Below are 23,807 nucleotides of genomic sequence, written 5' to 3' on the forward strand. Positions count from 1 at the left end.
CTCATACCACGTATTACTGACTTAAAAACCTTCAGGGCAGTCATAGAATCTTCCTAACTAACTCGGCAAGCCTATCGACGAACTTATCGAAGGTTATGTCCCTAACCCTATCCAGGCTCCTTATTGAGTAATTACTCCACGCCCTGGAATCGGTCAAAAGCTTGGCCAAGGCATTAACCGCCTCGTCGACATTCTCGTAACCAAGCCCAATCTCACCATTCAGAGCCAAGTCACTCCAGGCGCCGCCGGATTTATGCACAACGACTGGCAAGCCCCTAGCCATGGCCTCCGCAACCGCAATACCCCCCCAGTGCTCGTTGATTGTGGCGTGAAGGAAGGCCCTAGCCCCCCCATCCATGGCCTCGTTAATCTCAGCCCTAGGGGCATTAAGCCTCAGGTAAACCTGGTGCTCACTATTTAACTCCCTAAGTACGGAACCCTCACTAACAACCTTAACATTAAGACCGCTTCTTCTAGCTAGATCGGCAACCCTATTAACGTAATTTAATTGAGTCCTGGTGGTTGCGCCACCGAAAATAATCAACTTGGCGTTGGGTATCTCCTTAATGAGCCTGGGCATTAACTCAGTCACAACCCAGTGATAGCGCTTCTCCTCACTAAACCTACCAAGCATGACGACTAAGTTACCCCTCTCCTCAAACGCCCTAACGGAGCCCAGGATACTAATGTTCGGCGGTATCGGTGGGTTAAGTACAATGGGTTCCTCACCATAAACCATCTTAGCCACACTGGCGGTCCACCTCGAATTAGTGAGGACAAGGTCAGCATCATGGAATGGATTCTCCCTCAAGTACCTAGGCAACAGCCTTGTGAAAACACCCCCCCAGTAAACATTCATTGGGAACCTACCATACCTCTCCATTATGTACGGATCCTCACCATAAGCAAGCCCACTACCCCCCCTAAACCTAGGATCAACAACAACCTCAAGTGGAAAGTGAATATACTCAATAATTCTAAGCCCCATACTCCTATACCTAACCAATGGCTTATACGTCTCATCATCAATAAATAAAGCCCTAACGTCATACCTCGACAATAGCTTTACGGCTGGTCTCCACATATAAAGCCTGGTCCACAACCCAAAGGCCTTAATGTTAATGGGCATTAACGTATGAACCTCATACTTAGAAATGTCAATGCCGTACCAATCAACGTACCTAGCTGGGTCAAACTTAAACGTACCAGTGAGTATGGGCTTAAGTCCCATCTTATCCAGGGCAACTGCCGCAGAGGCACAGACGAGCTGTCCACCACCCGGCGTTCCCCAGTAACGATGCGCCACTATAGATTGCACAGTAAAGGTAATTCCCTAAGTATTAAAAGTATTTCAACATACTGCGTATGATGAATTATATACCGTGATTTTATGAACAACATTATTTCTTTCTGTCATAGAAACAGTGAATTATAAAGTATGGCATAAATCGTTGCCAATAAGCGAGGTAATGGCTTCCTCCTCATAAGTGATACATTCGCTGCTAAATAAGCGGGTAAAGATACATTAGCACCTAGTCTCTTAAGCCTAAAGTACATACTTGACCTATCAAAGTGAAGCCAGAACTCACTCCAAAAACCCGGTTTTCTCGTTAATGACTCTCTATGACTCTCTATATGCCAGACGATGGGTGCTATTTTATTATCTAAAACGTGGTATGAGGAATAACCTCTCTTAATCACGTAATATGCCACATAAGACTCAAAGTGAAAACCTCTCCTGCTGCCTATGTATGCTTTGCTTAAATTCAATTCCCTTAATATATCAGACTTAAAGCCCATATTCATTCCGATTAATAATACTGATTTTACAATAGGGCCTATGCACGGCTTTGAACCAGGAAAACCACTAACTGATAACCAGCGGCAGTAATCATGAAGCTCCTTAAGCGGCTTCCTATAGAATACGTCTTTTGTTATCTCATTACTAAATAATAACTCATTCGTTAATTTAACTTCTCCATTAACTACGTAAGCCTTATATGATAAACCACCAATCGCGCCCGCATCTGTTAATTTACTAAATAATTCTATGTATCTTCTTACCCAATCCTCATGTGGCACTGCATCATCATCAATAAACAGCAGTAAATCGCCGTCAGCCTCTTTAATACCCATGTCATAAGCATCTATTGCATATCCTCTTTCCTGGATTATGACCCTTATATTTAGTTTGTCCTCATAACGCCTAATCACGTCCTCACTACCATCGCCTGACGGCTTCAATACGATGATTACCTCATGAGGCTTAATGGATTGATTGACCAAGCCATTTAATAGGTATGGTAATGACCAAGCCCTCTTATACGTAGGCACTATAACAGAAACCCTCACTTAAAGTCACCGGCACTCATGATATTACTTAAGTTCTTGATTGTTGATAAGAAGTACTTAACCCTATACCTAATGAACTCCCGCCTATGAAACTCCTTATATAACTCCTTGGCAAATTGGTAATGAGCGGCAGCAACTAATAATTCGGTAGCTTTACCTAAGGTTGAACCATGGTGATAATGATGACTAGCTATTGTCCAGGGAATCTCCCTAATGCCCATTAGAAAGGCGAGAATTCCAAGCAGTGTTTCATCACTTATGAAGTTTCTTAACCATGGGTCAACCCTATTTAATGCCCTTTCAACCCTAGCTATCAATTCAATGTCAGGCAACCTCATGAAGGTAACTACCTGTTTAGGACCTATGAAGAATACTGAGCCACCCCTAAACATGCCACTGATTGAGTCATCATAAACCTTATACGCATAAACAGGCCTTACGCCATCAGGTAATTTAATGTCGTTTATTTTTCGACTCCTAATTAGGAAATGCCTTGGATTTCTCCTCCACGCCTCCTCATCAAGTATTGTGTATATCGGTCCCTGCACATTTAATAATTTATGGACATCCACCAATAATGGCTCAACTACATTATCGCTATCGACAACCATGACCTCACCACCCAAGTTCTGGAAATCCCTGAGCATCGATAGCCATGTATTATTCCTGTTTCGCCAGTTACCTACCCTGACCTCGATTTCATTAGGCACAACCTTACTGATTATTTCTTTCTGTTTCTCGCGATAAACATTATCTATGTAGACGATGGCATCTCTCGGTTTTAATATCTCGACGTTTCTCATGAAGTATTCATTAATCTCGTGAATCCTGTAAAAGGGTAAATACGTAACTAGGGTAACCATTCAATAACCCTTTAAAGGAAGGGCATATTTAAATTATTTGTGAAAACGTTGATTTACTGGGCACTAAGTGGTATAGGCGGAATTCAGAGGTTCAATGCATTGTTGACAAGGGCCTTACTGGACCTTGGTATTGAGACCTCGGCGCTAATCCCATCGTCACTTAATTTAAGAGATATCGAGGATTACCATGGCGTCGAGATAAAAGACGCACGCATTATTAAATATGGAACCACTAACTGCAAAGGAGCTTACTGTAACTTAATTAATAATATTCAGGGTAACATCGCCCTGGCAGGTATAGCGGGTAGTTATGATTTAGTGTTTATAGACACTCTATTTCTTTATCCAGCTAGTAATATATTGATTAAAAAGCTTAATTATATTTATTATATACATGGTGCCATAATGACTAATAAGCCGAGGCCAGTATTAACGTTTAAGCCGCATAGGTTGCTTTTGCATGCATTGTTAAGTGCCCTATCTAACTATAGGATACTTAGTGCCAGGGATAGGGTGTACGCCAATAGCCTATTCACCGCGATGCTATCTAAGGACGCCCTTGGTTACATGCCGAAGATTCTGTATCCGCCCGTTGACATTAACAGGGTCATTAAGTATGCGGGTGATAAGGAACCAATTGTTAGTATGCTCGCTAGGTTTGGTAGTGCTAAGGGTTGGGACTTCGCAATAACAATATTTAGTGAGGCACTCCGTAAATGCGGCATTAATGATGCTAGGCTTTACTTAATGGGTTCTGTGGGTGACATGGTTGAGGCTAGGTATGTGAAGCACTTACTTGAGTTATCAAGGAGGCTCGGCATTGCTAATAGGGTTAAGGTCTTAATCAACCCGGGGGGGATTAACGATGTGTATAAGGTGCTTAGTAGGTCTATGGTTTTCATACACGTTAGGCCTAATGAACCCTTTGGCATAGTGGTCGTTGAGGCCATGGCGGCAGGTGCAGTGCCAATTGTTCATAAGTCTGGTGGTCCTTGGTTCGACATAATAAGCATGGGTAAGTACGGCTATGGGTATTCAAATAAGGAGGAAGCCGTGGAGGCCTTATGCAAGGTTTTAACAAGCGATAGGGAGTTTAATAGATTAAGTAACTTAGTGAGGGAGAGGGCTGGGGGGGGATTTCTCATACGAGAAGTTTAGAGATAGGGTTAAGGAGGTTATTTCTGGGTTCGTGGGTTATTAAGAGTGTGCTTTCGTAGTGTGTTGCGTTTAGAAATTTCTAAATGTGGTGAAATAAGGTTTCTTGTCATGACTTGGTCTTGGTTTATTGTGTTTGTTTTATGTTTTCTATGAATTTGTTTGTGGCTTCTCTCACTATGTCGTTCCACGTGAGTGTTTTCCTGCCTGTGAGTGCCCTTGTTATGTGGTCTATGCTTGCTGCTTCTTCGAAGGATTTGTTTAGTGCGTTTGTTAGTTCGTTCATCAGCTTATTGAGGTTGTCCAACGGGTTTGAGGTTGCCCTGGGTATTATGAACATGCCCAGTTCCTTTATCCTCCCTGGTCTCGTCGCGGCTAGGGTGTCCACCACGTACTTGCTGGATAATTGAATGGCCCTGCCCCTACTTATGAACCTTAACTCTGCGTACCTGGACACGGCCTTGAGTAGGTGCGGTAGTGCCGCACGTAGTACTGCCCTGACGCCGGCATTACCACCGAGCCTGACGATGTCCCTATTAATGCCTGGGTGCCTGTACAGGTCGCTCGCCAACTGCCTGTATATTTGGGAGTAGTAAATGGGTAGCGAGCGCGTGATGTCTCTAAAGTCATCACCATTACTAACCCTGACCCAGTTAATGAACCTGGCGAGGGGGGGCCTCGTGATTGGGAAGCCCAGGGCAGTCCTCACGCTGATGCTGTAGTTTAGGTAAGCCATGAAATTATCAACGAAGCCCCCTGAGGACTTCCTCGGGCCTACTCACGAGCCTTATTAAAGCCGTGAAGCTCTCAACCCTAGATTCACCGACGTAGCCAAACACCGAGAGCACGATGTCAGGCCCGCCACTAAAGCCCAGGGCCTCGGATAGGCCGCGGCTTGGGTAAACCGTTAAGAAGACGCTGACCTTGGCATTATCCAGCTCACCACCAATGACGGCCCTAAACCCGCGAGTCAACTTAACTGCACCGCTTTCCCCCCTTAACGCCCTTTATTACTTCACCCACGTCGACGTTATCGAGATTTGTTGTCAGGAAGTTAAGGTCCAACTCCCTCACCTTATTGCTTGGTTCGTCCTCCCAAATGTACGAGCTAACCCTCTCAAACCTACCCAACCTATTAATGGCGTTTATCAGTGCTAACCCGAGGTAAAGCGACGCCTTAAGCTACCCGCCCTCGTCAATCCATACCTGGGGGCTCAGAAGCTTGACCCCCCCAATAGTCATACTCTCATCACCCCCCCGAGTACCGCATTATCGATCTTAACGGCATCATCCCTATCATCCTTCCTAACCCTAATCACCACTAACTCACCACCCAACTCCAATGCCTGAGACTCCCTGATAAACCTTACACTACGAACCTTCAACCTCAATTTACGAATTAACTTTCCCTTAAAATCGCCGTAATGCCCACTAGGTAATACCACGATTAAGTACTTGGGACTAACATCCCTCTTAAGCACTCTCCCTATCAGGGAGACACTGCCACGTAACTTATCCTCCAAGTCCTCAACCGCCGAAGCGCCGGTTGATATGCATAGCTTAAAATCAATTAGGAAATCTCCGCGCTCAGTATCAAGGTAAACATCACAATACCTCTCACCATACCTAAGATCCCTTAACGCCAAGTCGTCGAGGCAGTAAATCTCCCTAACCCCAGCATTCCTGATGAAGTCCCGAAATGAACTACTATTAACAACGCCTTGGTAAACCCCACCATGCTCCTTATCATGCCTAACCCCCCCGCAATCAACAACCTTACTAAGTAATTCATCGACGCTCACCATAATCACCAAATAATTACTAAGCATTAAGATTATTAAAGCACTAAGGAAAAGATCACGCAAGCCACGCCATTGATTAATTACGTTTAAGGACACTTAATGAAGGCTAATGGCCATGTTATACCCTTAGCCGAGACACGGTCATTAAGCACCCTGCACACTTCAGCGAGCACGAACCATAATCAACCCAAAGTGTCATTGACAATGCCCCCCCAACTGCGCAACTGACTGAGTAAGCACAATCACGGCCTAGGTAATGTAAGGCATGGGGAGGAAAGTAGGGGAAATTACGAGAAACAGGCGATGGATGGGGCACGATTAGTGGTTTTATTGCACGTCACGTTTAGAAATTTCTAAACGCAAAAATTGAAAAAATACCTACCGCAACCCTGGATTATGCGCATCGGTTCCATGCCGTGCAGCATAGCAGTAAGTAATGCAGGGCATGCATCCACGAAATTAAGTAACGCGCTGCTCAGCAACTTAGTGGGTGCCGTGCCGATTAGTGGCATGGCGCGTGGTTACGTGGGTTGGTTGTTGAGGGGGGGGCAGGTTTAGAAATTTCTAAACGTGGTTGGGGGGGGTTGGAGAATTAACATGGCTTGCCCGTGGTTGTGGTTGTTTTGAGTGTTTTGGTTTTGCCTGCTTAGTTATTGGCTTTGTATTAGTTTGTTTATGTATTCTATCCATGGTGTTATTGCCACTGCTATCTCTGGGTATTTCTGTGTTGCTGTTGTTATTAATTCCGCCGTTGCCTTCATTATCTCCTCAATGACGTTTATGGTGTCCTCCCTGCCCAGTCTCTCCTCTGTTATTGCCTTCGTGATCTCCTCCATGTATTTCAACTCCCTATTGACGTCCACCGCGCCCCCCTAACCACTATCTTATTCGTCCTAGTCCCATACTTATAGTGCAGAGGCCCCCCCAGGTGGTGCTGGGTGCCGTCGGCGTGCACGGCGACGTAGTAGATATTCGAACTCTTACCAACCCTGTAAATCCCCCCCTTAATCGGTGCGCCGCACCTCGGGCACCTGCCCTGCATATCATTGCTTATTTTAGCTAATGGGTTTATAAACTTTACTCATTAATTCAATTTTACATGAGTATAAATAATTAATAATTATTAATTAAATATATGAAATATCAATGATAGTTAGTATGGATACCGTTGGGTTAAGTACTACGATTATTGACGCTAATGCCTCAACTCGAGTTGAGGTGCATGACCATAATGTGATGGTTGAGTTTTGATTACCTGAGTCGTTATAATAAAGGGTGGTCTACCGTGGCTACTAATCATGAGCAAACCCACCTACCTCCTTGACTCCATTAGTCATTCTCGAGTTCATTAGGTCGCCTTACCTGGCCTCATCTCCTCAATCCGCGGCATTCCTAGTTAATCCTCATTAAGAAATCCAAATACTGAACTAGACCTAACCAACGACTCTAAAACTCACGTTAATGTAATCCTACTACTCTGCTTAGGCAAAGGCCTCGTCGGGCTTCGGCACTCACAGTTCGGGATTAAATTAACCCCCCCTAAATACTTATTGAGGCCGCGTTGTTGAGGGTGGCGTTGGATTACTGTCATTGACCTACCGCCCATGCGTTTCCAGAGTCCTTTTCACGGCCTCTCTATGGAGTGGTGTTTGCCAGGCAACGTGCCTGCCTATGCCTAGTTCTGGGTCCTTCTCTGGTGGTGGTTGGTCGATCCATAGGTATGGCTTCCTGCCTGATATGTCGAGTGCCAGGTTTAGTTCTATTAGTTTGTTCATTAGTGGTATTCCCTCCCTACTCATGAGTACGTCCGGGTCATCCACAGCCTCCACCAACACGCGCCTCTCATCACTGCCTAATGAATTAATGAATATGTCGATGCCCCCCTACCCCCCCTAATGACCCCCCCTCAATCACCCTATCACTGTTCCAACCAGCCCCCCCATATAATTCCTCGAGCATCCTTGGGTTACCACCGGTTATCCTCCATACTTCGTCGAATCCCGGCTTATCTCCGGGCACTTGTTCGTAGAGTTGCTTGAATCCTTCCCTATTCATGTTCCACATTGGCGTTATTTCAGCCACGCGTGCCTACCGATCTCGCGCCTCGAGACTCCCTCACTCGTAGCCACTATTGCTACTATCCTCTCGTACGTCTCGGGCGGGTACTCGATTAGGTTCAGTAGGGCCTTAACGTACAGCGCGGACTCCCTGACTCCAATTACTTGGAAGGCGTCGTCTATGATGACCGCTATCCTACCCCTCGTTAACTTAATTAGCTCCTTGGCAATATCGAAGGCCAACCAAGCCAACCTACCAAGGGCATTCTGGGCAATGGCCTCCCTGGCCAGTGTGATGAATTTACTCCTTAAATCAGCGATGTTGAACTCAGCGAGAACCTCCTTGTTAGGTATATTGATGTAGATCACGTCAAAGCCAAGCTCCTTAAGCATCTCCACCGACTGTAGGAGCCATGCCGTCTTTCCGCAGCCCTCAGGGCCATAAACCACCTGCACTGGGAATGTGCCCCCCTCTCGGCCCAATCCCTAACCTGCCCAAGGGCCCTCTCCCTATCTATGAACTCCACCTGGGTATTGGCGAAACTAAGCCTAACCCTCCTCACCATATTAATCCCTAAGCCCACCCTTTTATCCCTTCTCAACTTAATTAAGGACTCCATGAACATGCAATGAACCATAAGTCCATCAAGTGCATTGCGTAGGGATTAGGACGCATTAATACTCATAAAACATAACTTCCCAATAGGGAAGTGATGATTTTGAAAATTACTAGCAATGAGGTAATTACTAGGAATGCCTATCTACGATGGTTTAGGCCTTAAACTGCGCGCTCCATGCATGAGGGGGGGAGGGTTTTAAGGCGTTGCGGGTTAATTATAAGTCGTTAATTAGTATAGCTCCTATAAAGGCTTGAGTGATTATTCCATATTCGCTAAATCACTAAATCCATAAGGCCTACTCAGCGTGAGACCTTTATCGATTAATTTGCTAACGCCCATTCACTTAATGGCTTTCCTTAATTCATTTAGTGCGTTCTCGAGTTCGTTGCTCCACTTTATCCTCTGCTTTAGGTTCTCGATTCTATTCGCCAACTCCCTTACGAGGCCCGCCACGGCCACCGCAGCCTCCTGTCTATCCCTGAACTTTGATAGGGCTAGGTCTGGGTCTGGACCATTATATTGGTAGTCATGTAGGTTAAGTGCCATGGCAGTTACAAAGGATAATCCGCTATATCCAATCCCCCCCTCAAGCATTTGAGACAGTGATATCATTCTACTCGTTGGTACTCTGGGTACTGCCCTCTCCATTAACCACTTCCTCTCCTCCTCGGTTTTTGCCACCTGGAGTAATTTATCAAGCTCAAGCCTCAGTAAGGCGGCTAAAAACGCCCTCCATGCCTGGAAAGCCTTGCCGGCTGAGTTCCTGACCAAACCCCCCCTGCTTAAGAACTCAATGGCGAGCTTAGCCTCGATTAACGCCTCAAGCAACCTAGCCGCTATGTAATCCTCCGTGGTTGGCTTAGGCAAAGGCCTCTCAAGAACCTCCACACCCACACACCAATACCCAACCAGCTCCATAAATAATTTACTTACTTATTTGAGGATTACTCACTCACCTGTAGTAAACTCGTCGTTCTAAGCTTACCTCTATGGCACTTCACCAATCACACCATCACTAATTAACTATTCCTTACCCTCACCGCCCAGTATCTTCTGCGCTTCTTGAATCATCCTCTCTATGTCTGGCAGTCTCCTCCTGACCAATTCACTGTCAAGCTTTGCTTCGTGAAATCCCCCCCAGACGTGTAGGTAATTCGCGGTGTCCCAAGCCTCCTCAAACCACTTACCAAGCCTATCAGCTATTGCCGCCACCGCCCTAGCCAGGTCGGTCACCGTCCACCTACCCCCCCTACCCTCAACCCTACCCAATACGTCCTTCAGGTCGTAGTGTTGGGCGAGGGCCTTAACAACCTCCTCAGCAGCCTTGTGGAGCTTCTCGCTGGCCTGCACGGGGTCCTTATCAATGAGTTCCCTACCCTCATTAAGGTACTTAACGGCCAACTCAAGCCTAACCCTCACCGCCACCTCGGGGTCTAGGTTCAAGGCCTTTACCAACGCATCCACCACCAACTCGCCTATGTCGAGACCCCCCCTCCTCACAGCCTCATCATAGAGAGTCCTCGGCACGTCGACGATCACGGTACTCATACCAACCCTTAATAACCAGGCACAACCTATTAACCCTTGCGCACCCCCCCGGTTTAGACTCCGTGAATCACCCCCCCATTAAATTACGCCCTCCTCGAAGCATTACAGCCCATATGGGCCACTCACCGCGTTACCTGCCCAGTGGCAATTGAAACGACCTCACTACGCATCGGTCGCCCTCCCCCCCAGGGCATCGACATACACGGCATAATCACCGAAGCATCCCTAAACCCATTCATGAACTCCCTAAGCAACCTCACCTTAAGCCCTCTAAAGCCATAGACGTGCAGGGGCACGTACCTAGAGCCCAAAGCCCAACCCCCCCAAGCCAACCAAGCTCCAAAACCCACCAACAAAGGGGAAACCCACTAGGAAAAATAACCGGCTTCAAGCAAAACCAGCGCCGCGTTGGGTCACGTGTTAAGCCACGTTTAGAAATTTCCAAACGCAACAAAAGAAACACGCAAAATCACGGCCCAGCCACGGCAGGCCCATTAATGGTTTAATCACTTGTTCGGTCAGTGTGGGTAATGCCATTGTTGGGTTGGCTATGGGCTGGCTTAAGGTGATGCGGCTGTACTTGCTGCGCTCGCCTTAATGGGCTTTATGACTCGTTATTTTTGTACGGCGTGGTGGAGTATTTATACAGCTTACTAATTTTAATTGAGATTGACGTGAGGAGGATTAGGCTGAACCTGGCCCCGGACTTGCAGGTTGAGTTTGCGGATAGGGATTCAGCTTAGGCTTATTGAGTATTGGGCCGGGCGTGGGATGGGGCGTGGTTCAGGTTGTTTATGGACCGAGGGCTGTGGTAAGACTGCTTGGCTTCTACAGTCCGTTGAGTTGCTTAGGGAGCTTGGTTTTGAGGTTGTTTATGTTAACCCGGTTAATAGGCTTGCCTTGGCTGAAGTTGGTATTAGCGACCTCAGGGAGGAGTTCTTCAGGCTGATTAAGGAGGCTATTACGCAAAATGAACTAGCCAGAATTGCTTGGATAGCCTATAACGTGGTCTATGACTTGATAAAGGCAACCAGGGGGGGTAAGGTGGCGATTATTGTTGATGATGCATTCCAAATACTCGGGGGGGTGAGGGAGTCCGCGCTGTACGTTAAGGCCCTACTGAACCTAATCGAGTACCCGCCCGAGACGTACGAGAGGATAGTCACCGTGGCGGCTACGAGTGAGGGTGCTAGTTTGAGGGAGATTGGGCGCCATAGGTGGGCTGATTTACTGGCGATGTGGAATATGTCTAGGGAGGGGGGGTTTAGGCAACTTTATGAGCAGATACCCGGCGTTAAGCCGAACTTCGACGAGGTCTGGCGATTAACCGGCGGAAACCCGAAACTACTGGGTAGGCTCTACGAGATTAATTGGAGCGTTGATGATGTGATTAATAGGTTCGTTAGGGGTAAGGAATTGATAAGCTTCATACAATCACTCAATAAAGACGATAGGGAATTGCTCATGAAGGCTTTAGAGGACCCAGACGTACTCATGAGTAGGGAGGGAATACCACTAATGAATAAATTAATTGAGTTGAACCTCATAATCGACATACCGCAGTGGAGGTATGATTACCTATGGGTAGATGTACCGCCACCAGAGAAGGACCTGGAACTGGGCATTGGTAAGTACGTGGCCTGGCAGACGCCACTACACAGGGAAGCCGTGAGGAAGGCACTAAAGGGACTAACACAGTGAGGACCAAAAAGGAAACCCCCCCAACACACTGAACGATGAAAAACACGAGGCCAGGAAACAGGGACTAAGTACAACAGCTAAAGGCCCAACAACGCCACGACTAAGCCATGGGCAATTATGTATTGCCCACCACGTTTAGAAATTTCCAAACGCAATCAAGGAAGAAAAACTAACCTAACCCCCCCCGCCAGGCATCCCAATATCCTATGCGGCGGCGTTTGTCATGCAATCCTCGCTAATGCAGATCCCTGTCTTGCTCATGGTTTTGCTGGGTTTATTGTGTTAATGGTTTGTACTGAACATTGATTGCTTGGCGGCTTCCTCGGGCATTTTTCTGAACTTGGTTAGTGATTAATCGGGACAACACCGCGGCTCGCAGCATTGGCGAATTAATGGCAAACCATAACACTAAGCCGCTGGGTGATGGGGGGGATTGGAACGCGGGCAGGTAATCAATGGGCCACGTCGAGGACCTCTGATTAAGTGCCTGTGCGCCTTTCTAGGTGGTTTATGTATTCATTGATGTCCAGGAGCTCCAGGTACCTCCTCCATATGTAGTTTGTGGCTTCGTCCTCATTGCCGTAGACCACCCGCTATCACTAATCACTGAGTAGAGGATTAAGGCACTTGCGTTCTCCAGGTGTACCACGTCGACCAAGTCCTCGGTAGCACCCAGCGTCTCGGCTATATTTACTGTTAACTCACCAATCCCCCCCAGGGGCACTCCTGATGCTTATTGAAATGGCAATGTCGTAGTCCCTACCCACCCAGCCTGGCGCTTGAGCCGAATAGGAACGCATCTTGATGTCATGCTTCTCGAACATGGGCCTTAACTTAATCCTCAATGTCTACTCGCCCTGGATCACCAACGCTGCTTATGAAGTTGCTGAGCCTCTCGAGTATTGGTAGTAGCTTCTCCTCCATCTCCTTAAATTGTCTCCTCAAGGCCCCCCCTATCAATCTCTGCATATCCATGAATCAACGCATTTCTAAAGCCGGCAAGACCCCTCAGGAACCTCCTTAGGTCCTCGCCTAGGCCCGGTTTATTGGATAGGTAATCAGCAACGCCATCACCGTAGGTTTCAGGCTTTTTGTCCCTTTTCGTATATTGGTTTAATAGCTTATTTATGCATGTTTACATAACCTGAACGCGAGCTTTAGGTCCTCCTGCGTGTTTACATTTAGTAGCTCTGTTGTCCAGGGAATTACTAAGGATGCCCAGGGTATGATCTCGTGCATAAACTCCAGTCTCTTCACTAGGCTTATTCCTGTGAATTCTCTTTCACGGTTCCTCTCATACATTAGGGTTATCATTGGTGATGTTATGTATGCAGTCATGACCAGGAACCTCTTAATTAACTCCCTGGTTATGAAGGCATATCGCTTGGTACGAACATGGTTGGTACACCAACCATTAATAAGGACTCAAGTAAATCCTTAGAATAACCCGTGCCACTGGTTATTAGGACTTCATAACCACGTTGCCTAGCCCAGTTAATTACCTCGGTATGCCTAGCCGTGGTTGCTATGTATGTTCTGCCAAATTCGTTAACTGCCGATGCTACATGCTCGATCATCGATTTACCGCAGACATTGATTAATGGCTTATTTGGATTTGATAGCCTACTTCCCATGCCGCCAGCCATTATTACTATATTCATGCCTTACTAACACCGAGAGAGGTCAATATGCGTCTACCGAGTTGCTTAACATTTTCATTAACAGAATCAAGTAGTACGTGGGCAGCTAGGAAGTGCAGACCAGCCTCGGTGTACAGTCTGAATTCAGGCCATGGATCACCAGTTATTAAGGTATACCAGAGTGAGCCCATGATCTTGTTGAGCCTCCTACTAAGTACATCATTAATTGAGTACTCCCTAACTATTGATACATCACTTTTTATTACCTGCTCATGCACATTAACGTTTACGTTAATTAACTCATCACGCGTATTTACATTTATGAGATTCTTTAATTCAACTCCATGAACCAAGGGATTTAGAAAAAGCGCCTTTGGTAATCCCCCCCTAATTAAGTCGAAGATCTTTGACCTACCGTAATCAGCGAGGAGGTTCATAAATTGAAGGGTTACGGTCCTTCTGACGGCCATTAGGGCATTCTCTAAGTGTCCGTTTGGGTATATGTAGGTTGTTGCATCGAAGTTTTTTAACTCATCTATTAACGGCTTAAGGGTATCGGGCGTTATGTAGGGCATGTCGTTGGGGACTATGATTACGTACTCCTCACCACACCTATTAAGTGCTGAGTATATCCCCCCCGCAAGTGCCCCCCCTTGAACCTCTCATCATCAATTACGTAATCGGCATTTGGTATTACAGATTTATAACTCACAGTCCTACCTGGATCATTCACTGCTATGATTATCTTATCCGTAACTTGAGACACGGCTTTATAGACAAGTTTTATCATTGGTTCATTACCAACTATACAGCGCCTTATCAGTCCATGGTTCGCCACGTACTTGGAACCTCCGTGATAATCCACCACTCAGTATGACGCCGCAAATCATCTTAAGCCATTACTCAGCCTATTCAGGCGGCCTTATAAGTCTCGCCAGTCTCTCCCTCCTCCATCTGGCATATTCTATTAGGCCAATGGCTATGAGTATCACCGCTATTATGATTGCCACGGCAATGGCTATTAAGGTACCCACAGGTATAAAGCCTATGCCCGGTACGTAATAACCACTCACTGGTACTACTAGAGTCACTGATATTGTTTCCCCCCCGCTTTCATTTGCGGTGAGAACCACAGTCTTGCTTGAGTATACACCGAAGGAGTAGGCATAGGCCTTACAGGTTATTGAGCCAGTACTCGGTATTGGAATTACCACGCTAATGAGGCCCAGGTTACTTACGTTATAACCAGCGCATTGCAAACCCACTATTGCGTACTTCGCCAGTGGCATGCCATTTGCTGAGAGTGCGGTTATACTCACGTTAACGGCAGGTATATACACTGGTAATTGAACTTGCTGCGCATACGAGACTAAGGCAACGCCCAGTAACGCGATTAATACCGCAGTAATCACGCTAGGTATTGAGGCCTCGCCACGTTACATTATTACTTCCTGAGAAAATAAATCACTAACTCACAGGAATTAATTAAAGAGTCTCATCAGCGCTATTAACCTAAATCACCGCTCATCAAGCCCAGCATCATCACACAACCATGCATTAACCCATTAATTATAAATGTTTAGGCCGTTAAGCAAGTCGCCAATAATTCCTCTGGATGTTTATCACATCCCTAATAACCGAGTTTACGCGAGCCATAATCCTCGGGTCTGTCTGTGCTACCTCCTCATTAATCTCCACATCCTTATTACTCATGATGTCAATCAAAAGCCTTGAACCCCCCCTACTCAGTACGTCGCTGTTATAACCACCCTCAAGCACGAAGACGACGCCCCCTAATTCTACCAATCATATCCCTCAGCCTCCTAAACACGTGGGCGTACGTATTTAGGGATAGCCTTAGGTTAGCTATATTATCAAGCATGTGCGCGTCGAATCCCAGGGAGACAAGGATAATCTGCGGCCTAAACTCCTCAATTATTGGCCAAACAACTTTATCCAGGGCCTTCATGTAGCATCATCAGCCGTGAATGGCGGCAACGGAACATTAACATTGAATCCCTCACCCTCCCCCCCCTCACCGACATCATCTATGAATCCCGTGCCCGGGTAAATGGTTAATGGATCTTGGTGAAGACTTAAGTATAGGACCTCGGGTCTTCATAGAAGATCTCCTGGGTCCCATTACCATGGTGAACATCAATATCGAGTATGGCAACCCTATTAATGCCCTGCTCAATAGCGTACACGGCACCAACAGCCACATTATTAAATATGCAGAAGCCCTGCGTGGGCGCCATTAATGCCCTACCATTACGGCCAACGTGATGGCCAGGCGGCCTAACAACAGCATAGGCGGCACTCCACTCACCACTTAACACCTTATCAACACCCCCTCAAAACAGCGCCAACGGCTAGCCTCGCCGCCCTGCAAGTGCCTGGGCTTACGTACGTATCAGCATCTATAAATACATAGCCCATATTGCAAGTCTCATCGATCTGCCTCACGTAATTAGGATCATGAACCCTAAGCAACCACTTATCAACATTGCTGATGGGTTTTTCGACTATGGCGTAATCACTTATTGATTTAATAATCGATAAGACCCTACCTGGATTCTCAATGTGAGTTCTCGGCGGTTTATGTTCTAGGTATGCGTCATCGTATATTACGCCGATCATGATAATTAAATCCAACCATAGTGCCTTATTAACTTACTTGAGATTTCATAATTGATATGTTCGGCAGGAAAAAGAAGGTTGACCTTGAGGAACTTCTTCAGGAGTTGACGAGTAATGATGATGGTAACGTGAGGAGTAAGGTTAGGAGACGTGTTGATGAGGATGAGGATTACGAGCAACAAACCAGCGTTAAGTTTAAGGTTGAGTTTGAGGGCGTTGATGAGTTAATAAAGGAGTTGAGGTCCTTAAGGGAGTCAATTAATGAGTTGATTGGTTTATTGAAGGAGCAGGAGTCAACGATTACGAAGAAGTGAACCGTTTTTAAAGGCCTTATCGCCACTTAAAATTAAGGCTCAATGCCGAGTCAAAAGAGGTCGTTGAATGTCCTGGACCTATTGGCAATCCTAACAGAGCTTGGCGACTTAAGGGATTCAATCATTGATAAGGTATACACAATGGGCGGCTCATTACTTCTTAGGTTTAGGAAGGGTTCTGAGAAGTACTTCGTAATAGCTAACTCACATAGATTTGGATTGACAAGTTACGTCCTTGAACATGGGGGGGCTGAGGGGGTTACTTCACTTAGGAAGTTGATTGAAGGGTCAAGGTTGAGAAGTCTCGAGTTGTTGAACTTTGACAGGATCGTTAAGTTATCATTTGATGATGGCTACTTAGTGATTGAACTTCTTGAGCCTTGGAACGTGGTCTACGTGGGTAATGACGGTAAGGTCAAGTGGGTTTTAAGGGCGTATAGGGGGGGTAAGGACCGGGTTGTGAATGTTGGTCTTGAGTATAAGCCACCGCCTCAAAATTTCGTTAAGCCCATTGATGATCGTGAAAGTGTGATTAAGGCTTTGTGGAGTTACGATACTATAGGTAGGGCAATTGCCAGGGGGGGCTAGGTCTAGGTGGTGAGGTGGCCAATGAAGTGTGTGCTGAGGCATTAATTAACTGTGATTCCCCTGTTTCTTCAGTTAATGTTGATGGTGTATTATCTGTGATAAAATCAATGATTAATAAGATTAGCAGTGGCAATTTAGAACCAACAATTTATTACAGTAATGGTGTGCCGATAACCGTAACACCGATTAAGTATCAATCAATTAAGTACGATGATATTAAGCAATTTAAGAAGTTTAACGAGGCAGTTGATGAGTATTTCCACGAAATCGAGGTTAAGGAGGAATCCGAGAAGAGATTAGCCAGCATATCTGGGGGGGAGATTGCGAGACTTGAGAAGAGTATTGACGAGTTGATTATGAGTATCGAGGGTTTTAAGAAGGGTTCTGAGGAGTTGAGAGTTAAGGCGGAGACCGTGCTCAATTGGAAGTACGTAATTGAGGAGTTACTCGATGTGCTTAGGAGTTATTGGTCCTCATATAAGGATGAGTTTCAGGATTTGGTCAAGGGCATGGAGTACCAGGGAATTAGGGTCAAGGGCTTTGATCCGAGGAGTAAGGCTGTGATTCTCGAAATTGGTGGCGTTACTGTATCCATACCCTTGAATGCGGACGTGGGCGATGTAATTAATGACCTTTTTAACAGGGCTAAGGAACTTGAGCGGAAGGCGAGGACTGCGAGGAGAGCCTTAATCAACTTAGGGCGCGCATTGAGGAGCTTAAGGCTGAGGGTGATAAGATCGTGGAGAGCGTTAGAGGGAGCTCGGTCCGCGTGATTTATGGCGCCAGGGAATGGTTTGAGAGGTTTAGGTGGTTTATAACGAGTAATGGCAGGTTAGTCATAGCTGGTAGGGATGCCACTCAGAATGAGGTTATTGTTAGGCATTACCTGAGGCCCTGGGACATATTCGTGCATGCGGACATACCAGGAGGCGCCGCGGTGGTTATTCGGCTCGCTAACCCTAGTGATAACGTGAATGACAGAGACATTCAGGAGGCCGCCCAGTACGCTGTTTCATACTCAAGGGCCTGGGTCATGGGTCTTTCAGTACTTGATGCCTTCTACGTAAGGGGGGGTGAGCAGGTGACTAAGAAGGCGCCGTCGGGTGAGTACTTAGGTAAGGGTAGTTTCATGATTTATGGAACTCGAGGTTGGATTAGGAACGTAGAGCTTAGTCTCGGTATAGGGGGGGTGAGAATTGATAACTTTGGTGAAGCGTCAATTATCCGTCTCATCACTGCGCCACCAAGCGTTATAAGCTCGTTGGTTAATTACTACGTTATAGCGAGGCCGGGAGCTAAGGATAGGACTACCGTGAGTAGGGAGATTTATGACTTATTTAAAGGTAGGGTACCAGGGATCACCAAGGTGATTGACTTAAGCCACGTAGTTGATGTAGTGCCTGGTCCGTCGGTGATTGATGGTCTTTATGAGGGTAGTCCAATCCCATGGGATAGGCTGAGGGATATTGTGAAGTGACCGGCCTTGGAGATCGCTAGACTTAATGCCTGTATTGACTTACCCATAAGTGATGATGAGGTTGTGGTTGATTCCATGCTTGGTTGGTTAGTTAGGTGGTTAAGGATGCTTGGCGTTAAGGCTACGTATAATCCCAGCTTTCACGATGCTGACTTACTAAGTATTAACCACCTATTGGTGACCAGGGATAGGGAATTATTTAGGAGGAGGGCTAGGTTGAGTTTATTATTGACTACGTCAATGCACGTTGAGTGGTTGGCAGTCCTCTCATTAATCCTCGGTTTCCCACTGGCACTTAATATGGAGAGGAGTTTATGTCCTGTCTGTGGTTCAAGACTGGTTAGGGTTAGTAGGGATGCAGTAGCTAATATGGTGCCAAGGAGTGTATTGCTTAGGCATAGTGAGTTTTGGCTATGTACTGGTTGTGGTAAGGTTTATTGGGTTGGTAGTCACCACATACGTATAGCTAGGGAGTTGGAGATTGCGAGGGATATACAGGGCGCGTTGAGTACTCAGTGTGTCGATAATAATTTACTAATAATTCGTGAGTAATAAGGAGGGCACTGCATATAAATTACTAATTATAACGCTATATTACATGGACTTATTCAGGCCACTTAATGAGCAGGAATACGCAAGTCTCATTAAGTACCTGAGGGCTAAGATCCTCGAGAGACTCGGCATTAAGGCTGATTATGAGATTGACCCAACACACCTAGTTAGGATTGCTGAACTTAAGTTTGGCGTTTTCGTATCGATAGAGAAGCTCATGTACTCAGACGGCATGATCAAGAGGGTCCTTAGGGGGGGTAGTATGGGTACCATAAGGCCAATAAAGAACTTACTTGAGGATTCAGTAACCGCTGCAATACACGCGGCCTTTTACGATCCAAGGTTCTCGCCGATATCCATTGCCGAGTTTAAGAACTGCGTCCTAGAGGTTACAGTGATATCCCCCCCATTAATGGATGTTGATATGGAATGGGTTAGGAATAACATGGTGCTTGGATATCACGGGCTGTACATCGTTGATTCAGGTAAGGCGACAATCCTACTTCCACAAAAGGTGATTGAGATTGCGGAGAATTACTATCAACGGACGAATAAGCAACTCGGCATTAGTGATTTCATGAAGGAGCTATGTGATTCACTAAAGATGTGTAATCCCACGAGCATTAAGGCCTTTAAGACTCAAATAATATATGAACTACGCCCTGATGGTAATGTCATTGAACGCAAACTTTACCTTAATAGGTTACTAAGCAATAATCTAAAGCAACAGGCCGTGGCTAATGGACAGTAGGATTATTAACGACATTTTAAACACTAAAGATTTATTAAATCGGCCTATATTAAGAATTGAGGTATATGCCGGTCATGATTAAGTTTTACATGGTTGTGGGTAGGGATGAGGCTTATGAAAACGCCATTAGAAGCGTTGTCACGGAAGTTAGGGAGAAATTTAAGGGCAGCGAGAGGAATGTTAATGCCACATTCATTAGGATAAAGCCTGAGGCTGTTGATGCAGCTCTCAATGCATTAAACATGCCTGAAAACCAAGTACCGCAGAACCTCATATACCTGGTCAAGTCTATGAAGCAGGATGGCGTGACATCGTTACCGGCATTAATAATCAACGGTAGGAAGATATACGAGGGTCAATTACCGCCGCCGGATGTGGTTAAGCAGACGGTAATGGATGAGGTAGTTACCGCATTATCACCGCCACAAGCACCACAGCCAGCGCAGCCCGTGGCGCCTATTCAACAGCCAACTCCCCCCCCACCACCAAGCACTCCTCCGCCAGTACAACCCCCCCCACCACCTCCACCACCGCCTATAGAGACTAAGCAGCCGGTCGAGACCGCAAAGACCGAGGCCGTGGCTATCGAGAAACCGCAATTACCACCAATACCTACGGCGCAAGCGCCATTACCGAGTGGCGTAAAGATAGTGGTGGGTAGACCAAGCGATTGCAGAGAATGCATTTACTACGGCGCGAATACAGGTACATGCCTATTATTTGGGTATAAAATAGTCGACCCAACAAGGCCTCCATGCAAGTCCTCATAATATCCTTTTAAGCTACTTATAGTATTAAATCCACGGTATCGCCAAGGGCCTGCCCAGGCAATCCTCGCCTAAACCTAACAAGTAACTGACCGTGCTTACCCCCCCATACCCTAAGTACACTCCCTATTATCTCAGTCCCTGTTTTTGATCTCCACACGACCTTGGCATTAATGAACTTAGCGGCGTCTATCGCGGTTTCAACGCCCGGCACTATGATTATAGCATCCCTTGAGTAACCAATAGTGCCTCTCCTTATTGAGTATATCCTAGCCTTAACTGTCCTTGCCTGCATCGACACGTTACAAACCACAGCCCAGAATTTTTAAGCGCTACTTTCGTGAGTAATCGTGGCTAAGTCCCCGGAGGAATAATGCTTAAATTCTACAATTAGCCTTTGCCTATCGAATGCCAATAGCGAGGCTTATTGAGTATAAGATCGCACTACCGTCAGAGCATGCCTTTGACCTATTGATGAATATCGGTAGCGCCGGTTACTTCATGCCAATAAATAGGCCAGGAGTAATACCGGCGCCTAGGGTACCAGGTGAGTATTCTGAGAAGATTAGGAGGGTTGAGGACATATCCAGGGAGTTAGGTAGAGTACTAAATCAATACTCAATACCACCACCATCAACTCCGCATGAGGTTAAGATTAGCCTATTCAATGAACTCCTTGAGTACATAATTGAGGATGGCGAGGACCTGCTTACGAGGATTAGGCAATACCTGGACTCTATTGAGGGTGTTAGGAATGAATACATGAGGTTGAGAGGTGTCGTCGATGTTATGTCATCCGTTGGTGAGGTCATTATGGAAAGGCTGAGGCATTTCTTAGTTGATATCGTTCCATTAAGTGAGGAGGACTTTAGCGAGTTTAGGAATGCGGTTGCTAATTACGGTGCTGAGGCACTGCCTGTGAAGGTTCAGGATAGGTTTTATGTACTGGTGGTATACCCTGAATGGGCTAAGCAGGGACTATTAAATGCATATAAGTTATTTAACACGAATCCTCTTGAAGTACCTACCAACGCTGACCTGGGCTCCATGAAGAGTAAGTTGGCGGAGTTGGAGAGTAGGTTGGGAAGGCTTGAGCAGGAATTTCGAGATTTCCTGACCAAGGTTAGCGATAGGGCTTACGCGATTATTGACCTTTCAGATACAATAACTAATATAGTTAGGCAGTACATGGATTCGGCTATTCCTGAGGGTAAGGACGTAGGTGATAGGTTAACGCAGTTAATTAATTCGGTAAATGATGCTAGGAATAGAATTAGGGAGCTGGAGATAGTGCATGAGGTTCTAGGGTACATGAAGAAGGCCGGTATCTCCTTCGAGGGCCTTAGTAGGCTTAGGATCAGGGTATTCGCGATTAAGGGTGGCGTGAACGAGGACTTCATTAAGGGACTTATGTACATTAAACGTGATATTGAGGGTACGGACCTATCAATACTCACGCTCATAGAGCCTCCAGAGGACCTGGACGTGAAGTCACTGGGTAAGGAGGTTTATGAAATAGGTAGGGACTACCTAGTCGATATTAAGTCGGCATTTGAATTAACAGGTAGGGAGTTAACGGACCTAAGGTCTAGGCTTAAGGACCTGGAGAGGGAGTATGAGGAGTTTGTGAAGGAGTTTAACGAGGTCTCTACTTACGGCGTTGATGGCATTAGTAAGGTCAGTGGTGATGTAGTGACGATCGCGGGTTACGTTAAGGAGAGCCTATCAAGTAAATTCGATGACTTATTAGCGTCATTACTCAGTAAATTAGCCATTGATGCCAGGGTTAGGAAGGAGAGTAAGGTCGTTTATGTCAGGGAAATAGAGCCGGAGAAGGCGCCAACGCTTGAGGAGTATCCGAAGCCCATTGATGCGTTTAAGAAGATAACATACATGTATGGAGTACCGAAGTACACGGAGATAAGCCCAATAATACTAACCTTCATATTATTCCCAGCCTTCTACGGCTGGATGTACCCAGACCTGGGCCACGGCGTAGTACTATCCTTATTCGGCTATGCCCTGTACAAGTCCCGTTACAAGGGACCTAATGCCTTTCTACGCTCTATATTCGGTGGTAAGTACTCAACGTGGGGGTTGATATTCTTGATGGCGGGTATTTGGTCCATAGCATTCACCTTCATTGAAAGTGGTACGGTATTTGGAATAGAGGTATTACCGGCGCCTTCAGGCTTGTTCATGTTAGTGGTACGGCATTGGAGGTGCTCTCCGACTCGATTTACGCAATGCTCACGGTGTCAATAATTGTTGGTATAGTATCATTATTGTTGGCATTCGCATTTAAGGCAATTAATGCCTACAGGGGGGGTGGTGAGAGGGACTTGGCCATTGGATTCTATGTACCACTGTTCTTCTTCTTCTTATTCCTTGTACTTGCCCTAATGGGCCGGGGGGGTTCGTGCCAGTCATAAGAATTGGTGAAAAGACCCCACTATTACAGCCGTTATACCCCCTATTCAACGTAATAAAGAGCTTAATGTGGTATTGGGTATACGCCGTGTTTGCTACGTTAGTAATACTAGTGTATTCACTGTTTTACTTCAGGGCTAAGTATAGGGGGGGTGTTCCTGGATTTAGTGTTGCGCAATTAGCCGTTGAGGTTGGTGCTGAGGCTGCAATACCAAGTCTCACGAATACTATATCCTTCATGAGGCTGAGTATTGTGGCTATAATGCACGCCGTATTCACGGCAATGACTTACGCATGGGCAACATCCCTTGGGTTACTGACCCCCCCAGCCGGTTTAGCCGTATTGATAGTCTTCAACCTATTAATAATACTTGGTGAGGGCTTTGTAGCCTTTGTGCAAAGTCTTAGGCTTCACTTCTATGAGATGTACACGAAGTTCTTCAGCGGTGCCGGTGTATTATTTATACCATTCACACTGGGCTTAAGGTGGGTTAGGCTTCTCATAGTCTAGGTATAAAAAGTATATATAGGGCCTTAAGGTACTTATTAA

The 23,807-nt window shown here is 46.1% G+C and carries 33 protein-coding genes and 4 pseudogenes; 12 read left to right on the forward strand and 25 right to left on the reverse strand.

Going from position 1 to position 23,807, the window contains the following annotated elements:
• Positions 1-40: 40 nt before the first annotated feature.
• The 3 genes from JCM11217_RS03870 to JCM11217_RS03880 form a co-directional block, all read right to left on the reverse strand.
• The gene (locus JCM11217_RS03870) at positions 41-1,318 is read right to left on the reverse strand and encodes a glycosyltransferase (protein ID WP_054842129.1); all 1,278 of its coding nucleotides are present in this window, start codon (positions 1,316-1,318) and stop codon (positions 41-43) included.
• A gap of 95 nt (positions 1,319-1,413) precedes the next feature.
• Positions 1,414-2,352, reverse strand: coding sequence for a glycosyltransferase (locus JCM11217_RS03875; protein WP_054842130.1), 939 nt, complete (start codon positions 2,350-2,352; stop codon positions 1,414-1,416).
• Positions 2,349-3,215: a hypothetical protein gene (locus JCM11217_RS03880; protein ID WP_054842131.1), complete on the reverse strand. Its 867-nt coding sequence runs from the start codon at positions 3,213-3,215 to the stop codon at positions 2,349-2,351. The genes JCM11217_RS03875 and JCM11217_RS03880 overlap by 4 nt, the downstream gene beginning before the upstream one ends.
• A 39-nt stretch (positions 3,216-3,254) precedes the next feature.
• Between JCM11217_RS03880 and JCM11217_RS03885 the strand changes: the two genes are divergently transcribed.
• The gene (locus JCM11217_RS03885; RefSeq protein ID WP_054842132.1) at positions 3,255-4,373 is read left to right on the forward strand and encodes a glycosyltransferase; all 1,119 of its coding nucleotides are present in this window, start codon (positions 3,255-3,257) and stop codon (positions 4,371-4,373) included.
• Between the two features lie 124 nt (positions 4,374-4,497).
• Here the strand turns inward: JCM11217_RS03885 and JCM11217_RS03890 are convergent, their stop codons facing one another.
• The 4 genes from JCM11217_RS03890 to JCM11217_RS03900 form a co-directional block, all read right to left on the reverse strand.
• Positions 4,498-5,106, reverse strand: a complete 609-nt coding sequence (locus JCM11217_RS03890; protein WP_054842133.1) for a hypothetical protein — start codon at positions 5,104-5,106, stop codon at positions 4,498-4,500.
• Positions 5,107-5,113: 7 nt separating this feature from the next.
• Complete coding sequence (locus JCM11217_RS03895; RefSeq protein ID WP_054842134.1) at positions 5,114-5,344, reverse strand: hypothetical protein; 231 nt, start codon at positions 5,342-5,344, stop codon at positions 5,114-5,116.
• 1 nt (position 5,345) lies between these two features.
• Positions 5,346-5,501, reverse strand: coding sequence for a hypothetical protein (locus tag JCM11217_RS13535; RefSeq protein WP_243678273.1), 156 nt, complete (start codon positions 5,499-5,501; stop codon positions 5,346-5,348).
• A 107-nt stretch (positions 5,502-5,608) separates the two neighbouring features.
• Positions 5,609-6,181: a hypothetical protein gene (locus JCM11217_RS03900; protein WP_243678274.1), complete on the reverse strand. Its 573-nt coding sequence runs from the start codon at positions 6,179-6,181 to the stop codon at positions 5,609-5,611.
• A 387-nt stretch (positions 6,182-6,568) separates the two neighbouring features.
• Between JCM11217_RS03900 and JCM11217_RS13540 the strand changes: the two genes are divergently transcribed.
• Positions 6,569-6,730 carry a hypothetical protein gene (locus JCM11217_RS13540; RefSeq protein ID WP_243678275.1) on the forward strand — a complete coding sequence of 54 codons (162 nt, stop codon included), beginning with the start codon at positions 6,569-6,571 and terminating at the stop codon, positions 6,728-6,730.
• A 92-nt stretch (positions 6,731-6,822) separates the two neighbouring features.
• On the opposite strand, the gene JCM11217_RS03905 is transcribed toward JCM11217_RS13540, so the two are convergent.
• The 6 genes and pseudogenes from JCM11217_RS03905 to JCM11217_RS03930 form a co-directional block, all read right to left on the reverse strand.
• Positions 6,823-7,035, reverse strand: a complete 213-nt coding sequence (locus JCM11217_RS03905) for a hypothetical protein (RefSeq protein ID WP_054842136.1) — start codon at positions 7,033-7,035, stop codon at positions 6,823-6,825.
• A complete protein-coding gene (locus JCM11217_RS03910) occupies positions 7,014-7,214 on the reverse strand; it encodes a hypothetical protein (protein ID WP_054842137.1) in 201 nt (66 codons plus the stop codon). Before JCM11217_RS03910 ends, JCM11217_RS03905 begins: the two co-directional genes overlap by 22 nt.
• A 553-nt stretch (positions 7,215-7,767) precedes the next feature.
• A pseudogene (locus JCM11217_RS03915) lies at positions 7,768-8,792 on the reverse strand (ATP-binding protein).
• Between the two features lie 396 nt (positions 8,793-9,188).
• Positions 9,189-9,743, reverse strand: coding sequence for a PaREP1 family protein (locus JCM11217_RS03920; protein WP_243678276.1), 555 nt, complete (start codon positions 9,741-9,743; stop codon positions 9,189-9,191).
• A 129-nt stretch (positions 9,744-9,872) separates the two neighbouring features.
• On the reverse strand, positions 9,873-10,397 hold the full coding sequence (locus tag JCM11217_RS03925) for a PaREP1 family protein (protein ID WP_243678277.1): 525 nt from the start codon (positions 10,395-10,397) through the stop codon (positions 9,873-9,875).
• Positions 10,398-10,519: 122 nt separating this feature from the next.
• A complete protein-coding gene (locus JCM11217_RS03930) occupies positions 10,520-10,747 on the reverse strand; it encodes a hypothetical protein (protein WP_054842139.1) in 228 nt (75 codons plus the stop codon).
• Between the two features lie 324 nt (positions 10,748-11,071).
• Here JCM11217_RS03930 and JCM11217_RS03935 point away from each other — a divergent pair.
• Positions 11,072-12,098 (forward strand): annotated as a pseudogene (locus JCM11217_RS03935) (ATP-binding protein).
• Positions 12,099-12,606: 508 nt separating this feature from the next.
• Here JCM11217_RS03935 and JCM11217_RS13545 read toward each other — a convergent pair.
• The 11 genes and pseudogenes from JCM11217_RS13545 to JCM11217_RS13585 all read right to left on the reverse strand — a co-directional run bounded on the left by JCM11217_RS13545 (position 12,607) and on the right by JCM11217_RS13585 (position 16,378).
• Positions 12,607-12,822 (reverse strand): hypothetical protein, encoded by a 216-nt coding sequence (locus JCM11217_RS13545; protein WP_243678278.1) that lies wholly within the window; start codon positions 12,820-12,822, stop codon positions 12,607-12,609.
• Positions 12,800-12,943, reverse strand: coding sequence for a hypothetical protein (locus tag JCM11217_RS13550; RefSeq protein ID WP_243678279.1), 144 nt, complete (start codon positions 12,941-12,943; stop codon positions 12,800-12,802). The genes JCM11217_RS13545 and JCM11217_RS13550 overlap by 23 nt, the downstream gene beginning before the upstream one ends.
• A gap of 83 nt (positions 12,944-13,026) precedes the next feature.
• Positions 13,027-13,227, reverse strand: a complete 201-nt coding sequence (locus tag JCM11217_RS13555) for a DUF86 domain-containing protein (protein WP_243678376.1) — start codon at positions 13,225-13,227, stop codon at positions 13,027-13,029.
• Positions 13,224-13,436, reverse strand: coding sequence for a hypothetical protein (locus JCM11217_RS13560; RefSeq protein ID WP_243678280.1), 213 nt, complete (start codon positions 13,434-13,436; stop codon positions 13,224-13,226). The genes JCM11217_RS13555 and JCM11217_RS13560 overlap by 4 nt, the downstream gene beginning before the upstream one ends.
• 29 nt (positions 13,437-13,465) lie before the next feature.
• The gene (locus JCM11217_RS13565; protein ID WP_243678281.1) at positions 13,466-13,759 is read right to left on the reverse strand and encodes an NTP transferase domain-containing protein; all 294 of its coding nucleotides are present in this window, start codon (positions 13,757-13,759) and stop codon (positions 13,466-13,468) included.
• Positions 13,756-14,328: a hypothetical protein gene (locus tag JCM11217_RS03945; RefSeq protein ID WP_243678377.1), complete on the reverse strand. Its 573-nt coding sequence runs from the start codon at positions 14,326-14,328 to the stop codon at positions 13,756-13,758. Before JCM11217_RS03945 ends, JCM11217_RS13565 begins: the two co-directional genes overlap by 4 nt.
• 2 nt (positions 14,329-14,330) lie before the next feature.
• Positions 14,331-14,603, reverse strand: coding sequence for a hypothetical protein (locus tag JCM11217_RS13570; protein ID WP_243678282.1), 273 nt, complete (start codon positions 14,601-14,603; stop codon positions 14,331-14,333).
• Positions 14,604-14,646: 43 nt separating this feature from the next.
• The gene (locus JCM11217_RS03950; RefSeq protein ID WP_243678283.1) at positions 14,647-15,150 is read right to left on the reverse strand and encodes a hypothetical protein; all 504 of its coding nucleotides are present in this window, start codon (positions 15,148-15,150) and stop codon (positions 14,647-14,649) included.
• Positions 15,151-15,325: 175 nt separating this feature from the next.
• Entirely contained in the window at positions 15,326-15,544 is a 219-nt protein-coding gene (locus JCM11217_RS13575; protein WP_243678387.1) for a hypothetical protein, read from the reverse strand.
• A pseudogene (locus JCM11217_RS13580) lies at positions 15,510-16,077 on the reverse strand (hypothetical protein). The gene JCM11217_RS13575 and the pseudogene JCM11217_RS13580 overlap by 35 nt, the downstream one beginning before the upstream one ends.
• A 4-nt stretch (positions 16,078-16,081) precedes the next feature.
• Positions 16,082-16,378, reverse strand: coding sequence for a hypothetical protein (locus JCM11217_RS13585; protein ID WP_243678284.1), 297 nt, complete (start codon positions 16,376-16,378; stop codon positions 16,082-16,084).
• Positions 16,379-16,434: 56 nt separating this feature from the next.
• Here JCM11217_RS13585 and JCM11217_RS03960 point away from each other — a divergent pair, with 56 nt between their 5' ends.
• The 6 genes and pseudogenes from JCM11217_RS03960 (at position 16,435) to JCM11217_RS03980 (ending at position 20,830) form a co-directional block, all read left to right on the forward strand.
• A complete protein-coding gene (locus JCM11217_RS03960) occupies positions 16,435-16,692 on the forward strand; it encodes a hypothetical protein (protein ID WP_054842141.1) in 258 nt (85 codons plus the stop codon).
• A gap of 42 nt (positions 16,693-16,734) precedes the next feature.
• Positions 16,735-18,053, forward strand: a pseudogene (locus JCM11217_RS03965) (NFACT family protein).
• A complete protein-coding gene (locus tag JCM11217_RS13590) occupies positions 18,020-18,757 on the forward strand; it encodes an NFACT RNA binding domain-containing protein (RefSeq protein ID WP_243678285.1) in 738 nt (245 codons plus the stop codon). The pseudogene JCM11217_RS03965 and the gene JCM11217_RS13590 overlap by 34 nt, the downstream one beginning before the upstream one ends.
• 6 nt (positions 18,758-18,763) lie before the next feature.
• The gene (locus tag JCM11217_RS03970; protein ID WP_054842142.1) at positions 18,764-19,309 is read left to right on the forward strand and encodes a Mut7-C RNAse domain-containing protein; all 546 of its coding nucleotides are present in this window, start codon (positions 18,764-18,766) and stop codon (positions 19,307-19,309) included.
• 46 nt (positions 19,310-19,355) lie between these two features.
• The gene (locus JCM11217_RS03975) at positions 19,356-20,060 is read left to right on the forward strand and encodes an AMMECR1 domain-containing protein (RefSeq protein ID WP_054842231.1); all 705 of its coding nucleotides are present in this window, start codon (positions 19,356-19,358) and stop codon (positions 20,058-20,060) included.
• 65 nt (positions 20,061-20,125) lie between these two features.
• Positions 20,126-20,830 (forward strand): hypothetical protein, encoded by a 705-nt coding sequence (locus JCM11217_RS03980; RefSeq protein ID WP_054842143.1) that lies wholly within the window; start codon positions 20,126-20,128, stop codon positions 20,828-20,830.
• Positions 20,831-20,846: 16 nt separating this feature from the next.
• Here JCM11217_RS03980 and JCM11217_RS03985 read toward each other — a convergent pair whose 3' ends face one another.
• Positions 20,847-21,122, reverse strand: a complete 276-nt coding sequence (locus JCM11217_RS03985; protein ID WP_243678378.1) for a 50S ribosomal protein L35ae — start codon at positions 21,120-21,122, stop codon at positions 20,847-20,849.
• Positions 21,123-21,235: 113 nt separating this feature from the next.
• On the opposite strand from JCM11217_RS03985, the gene JCM11217_RS03990 reads away from it, so the two are divergent.
• The 3 genes from JCM11217_RS03990 to JCM11217_RS13600 are packed head-to-tail and all read left to right on the forward strand — an operon-like array spanning position 21,236 to position 23,768.
• On the forward strand, positions 21,236-23,092 hold the full coding sequence (locus JCM11217_RS03990) for a V-type ATPase 116kDa subunit family protein (RefSeq protein WP_243678286.1): 1,857 nt from the start codon (positions 21,236-21,238) through the stop codon (positions 23,090-23,092).
• Entirely contained in the window at positions 23,050-23,259 is a 210-nt protein-coding gene (locus JCM11217_RS13595; RefSeq protein ID WP_243678287.1) for a hypothetical protein, read from the forward strand. Before JCM11217_RS03990 ends, JCM11217_RS13595 begins: the two co-directional genes overlap by 43 nt.
• Positions 23,247-23,768, forward strand: coding sequence for a hypothetical protein (locus JCM11217_RS13600; protein WP_243678288.1), 522 nt, complete (start codon positions 23,247-23,249; stop codon positions 23,766-23,768). Before JCM11217_RS13595 ends, JCM11217_RS13600 begins: the two co-directional genes overlap by 13 nt.
• Positions 23,769-23,807 lie beyond the last annotated feature (39 nt).

The sequence above is a fragment of the Vulcanisaeta distributa JCM 11217 genome (assembly GCF_001316005.1).
Classification (GTDB): Archaea; Thermoproteota; Thermoprotei; order Thermoproteales; family Thermocladiaceae; genus Vulcanisaeta; species Vulcanisaeta distributa_B.

Bases quoted from the DNA above. Each gene is read 5' to 3' on its own strand.
- JCM11217_RS03890 (WP_054842133.1), bottom strand. From the start codon at position 5,106: ATGGCTTACCTAAACTACAGCATCAGCGTGAGGACTGCCCTGGGCTTC.
- JCM11217_RS03985 (WP_243678378.1), bottom strand. From the start codon at position 21,122: ATGCAGGCAAGGACAGTTAAGGCTAGGATATACTCAATAAGGAGAGGC.
- JCM11217_RS03980 (WP_054842143.1), top strand. From the start codon at position 20,126: ATGCCGGTCATGATTAAGTTTTACATGGTTGTGGGTAGGGATGAGGCT.
- JCM11217_RS03975 (WP_054842231.1), top strand. From the start codon at position 19,356: ATGGACTTATTCAGGCCACTTAATGAGCAGGAATACGCAAGTCTCATT.
- JCM11217_RS03925 (WP_243678277.1), bottom strand. From the start codon at position 10,397: ATGAGTACCGTGATCGTCGACGTGCCGAGGACTCTCTATGATGAGGCT.
- JCM11217_RS03990 (WP_243678286.1), top strand. From the start codon at position 21,236: ATGCCAATAGCGAGGCTTATTGAGTATAAGATCGCACTACCGTCAGAG.
- JCM11217_RS03960 (WP_054842141.1), top strand. From the start codon at position 16,435: ATGTTCGGCAGGAAAAAGAAGGTTGACCTTGAGGAACTTCTTCAGGAG.
- JCM11217_RS13540 (WP_243678275.1), top strand. From the start codon at position 6,569: ATGCGCATCGGTTCCATGCCGTGCAGCATAGCAGTAAGTAATGCAGGG.
- JCM11217_RS03880 (WP_054842131.1), bottom strand. From the start codon at position 3,215: ATGGTTACCCTAGTTACGTATTTACCCTTTTACAGGATTCACGAGATT.
- JCM11217_RS13565 (WP_243678281.1), bottom strand. From the start codon at position 13,759: ATGAATATAGTAATAATGGCTGGCGGCATGGGAAGTAGGCTATCAAAT.
- JCM11217_RS13585 (WP_243678284.1), bottom strand. From the start codon at position 16,378: ATGATCGGCGTAATATACGATGACGCATACCTAGAACATAAACCGCCG.
- JCM11217_RS13560 (WP_243678280.1), bottom strand. From the start codon at position 13,436: ATGACTGCATACATAACATCACCAATGATAACCCTAATGTATGAGAGG.
- JCM11217_RS03910 (WP_054842137.1), bottom strand. From the start codon at position 7,214: ATGCAGGGCAGGTGCCCGAGGTGCGGCGCACCGATTAAGGGGGGGATT.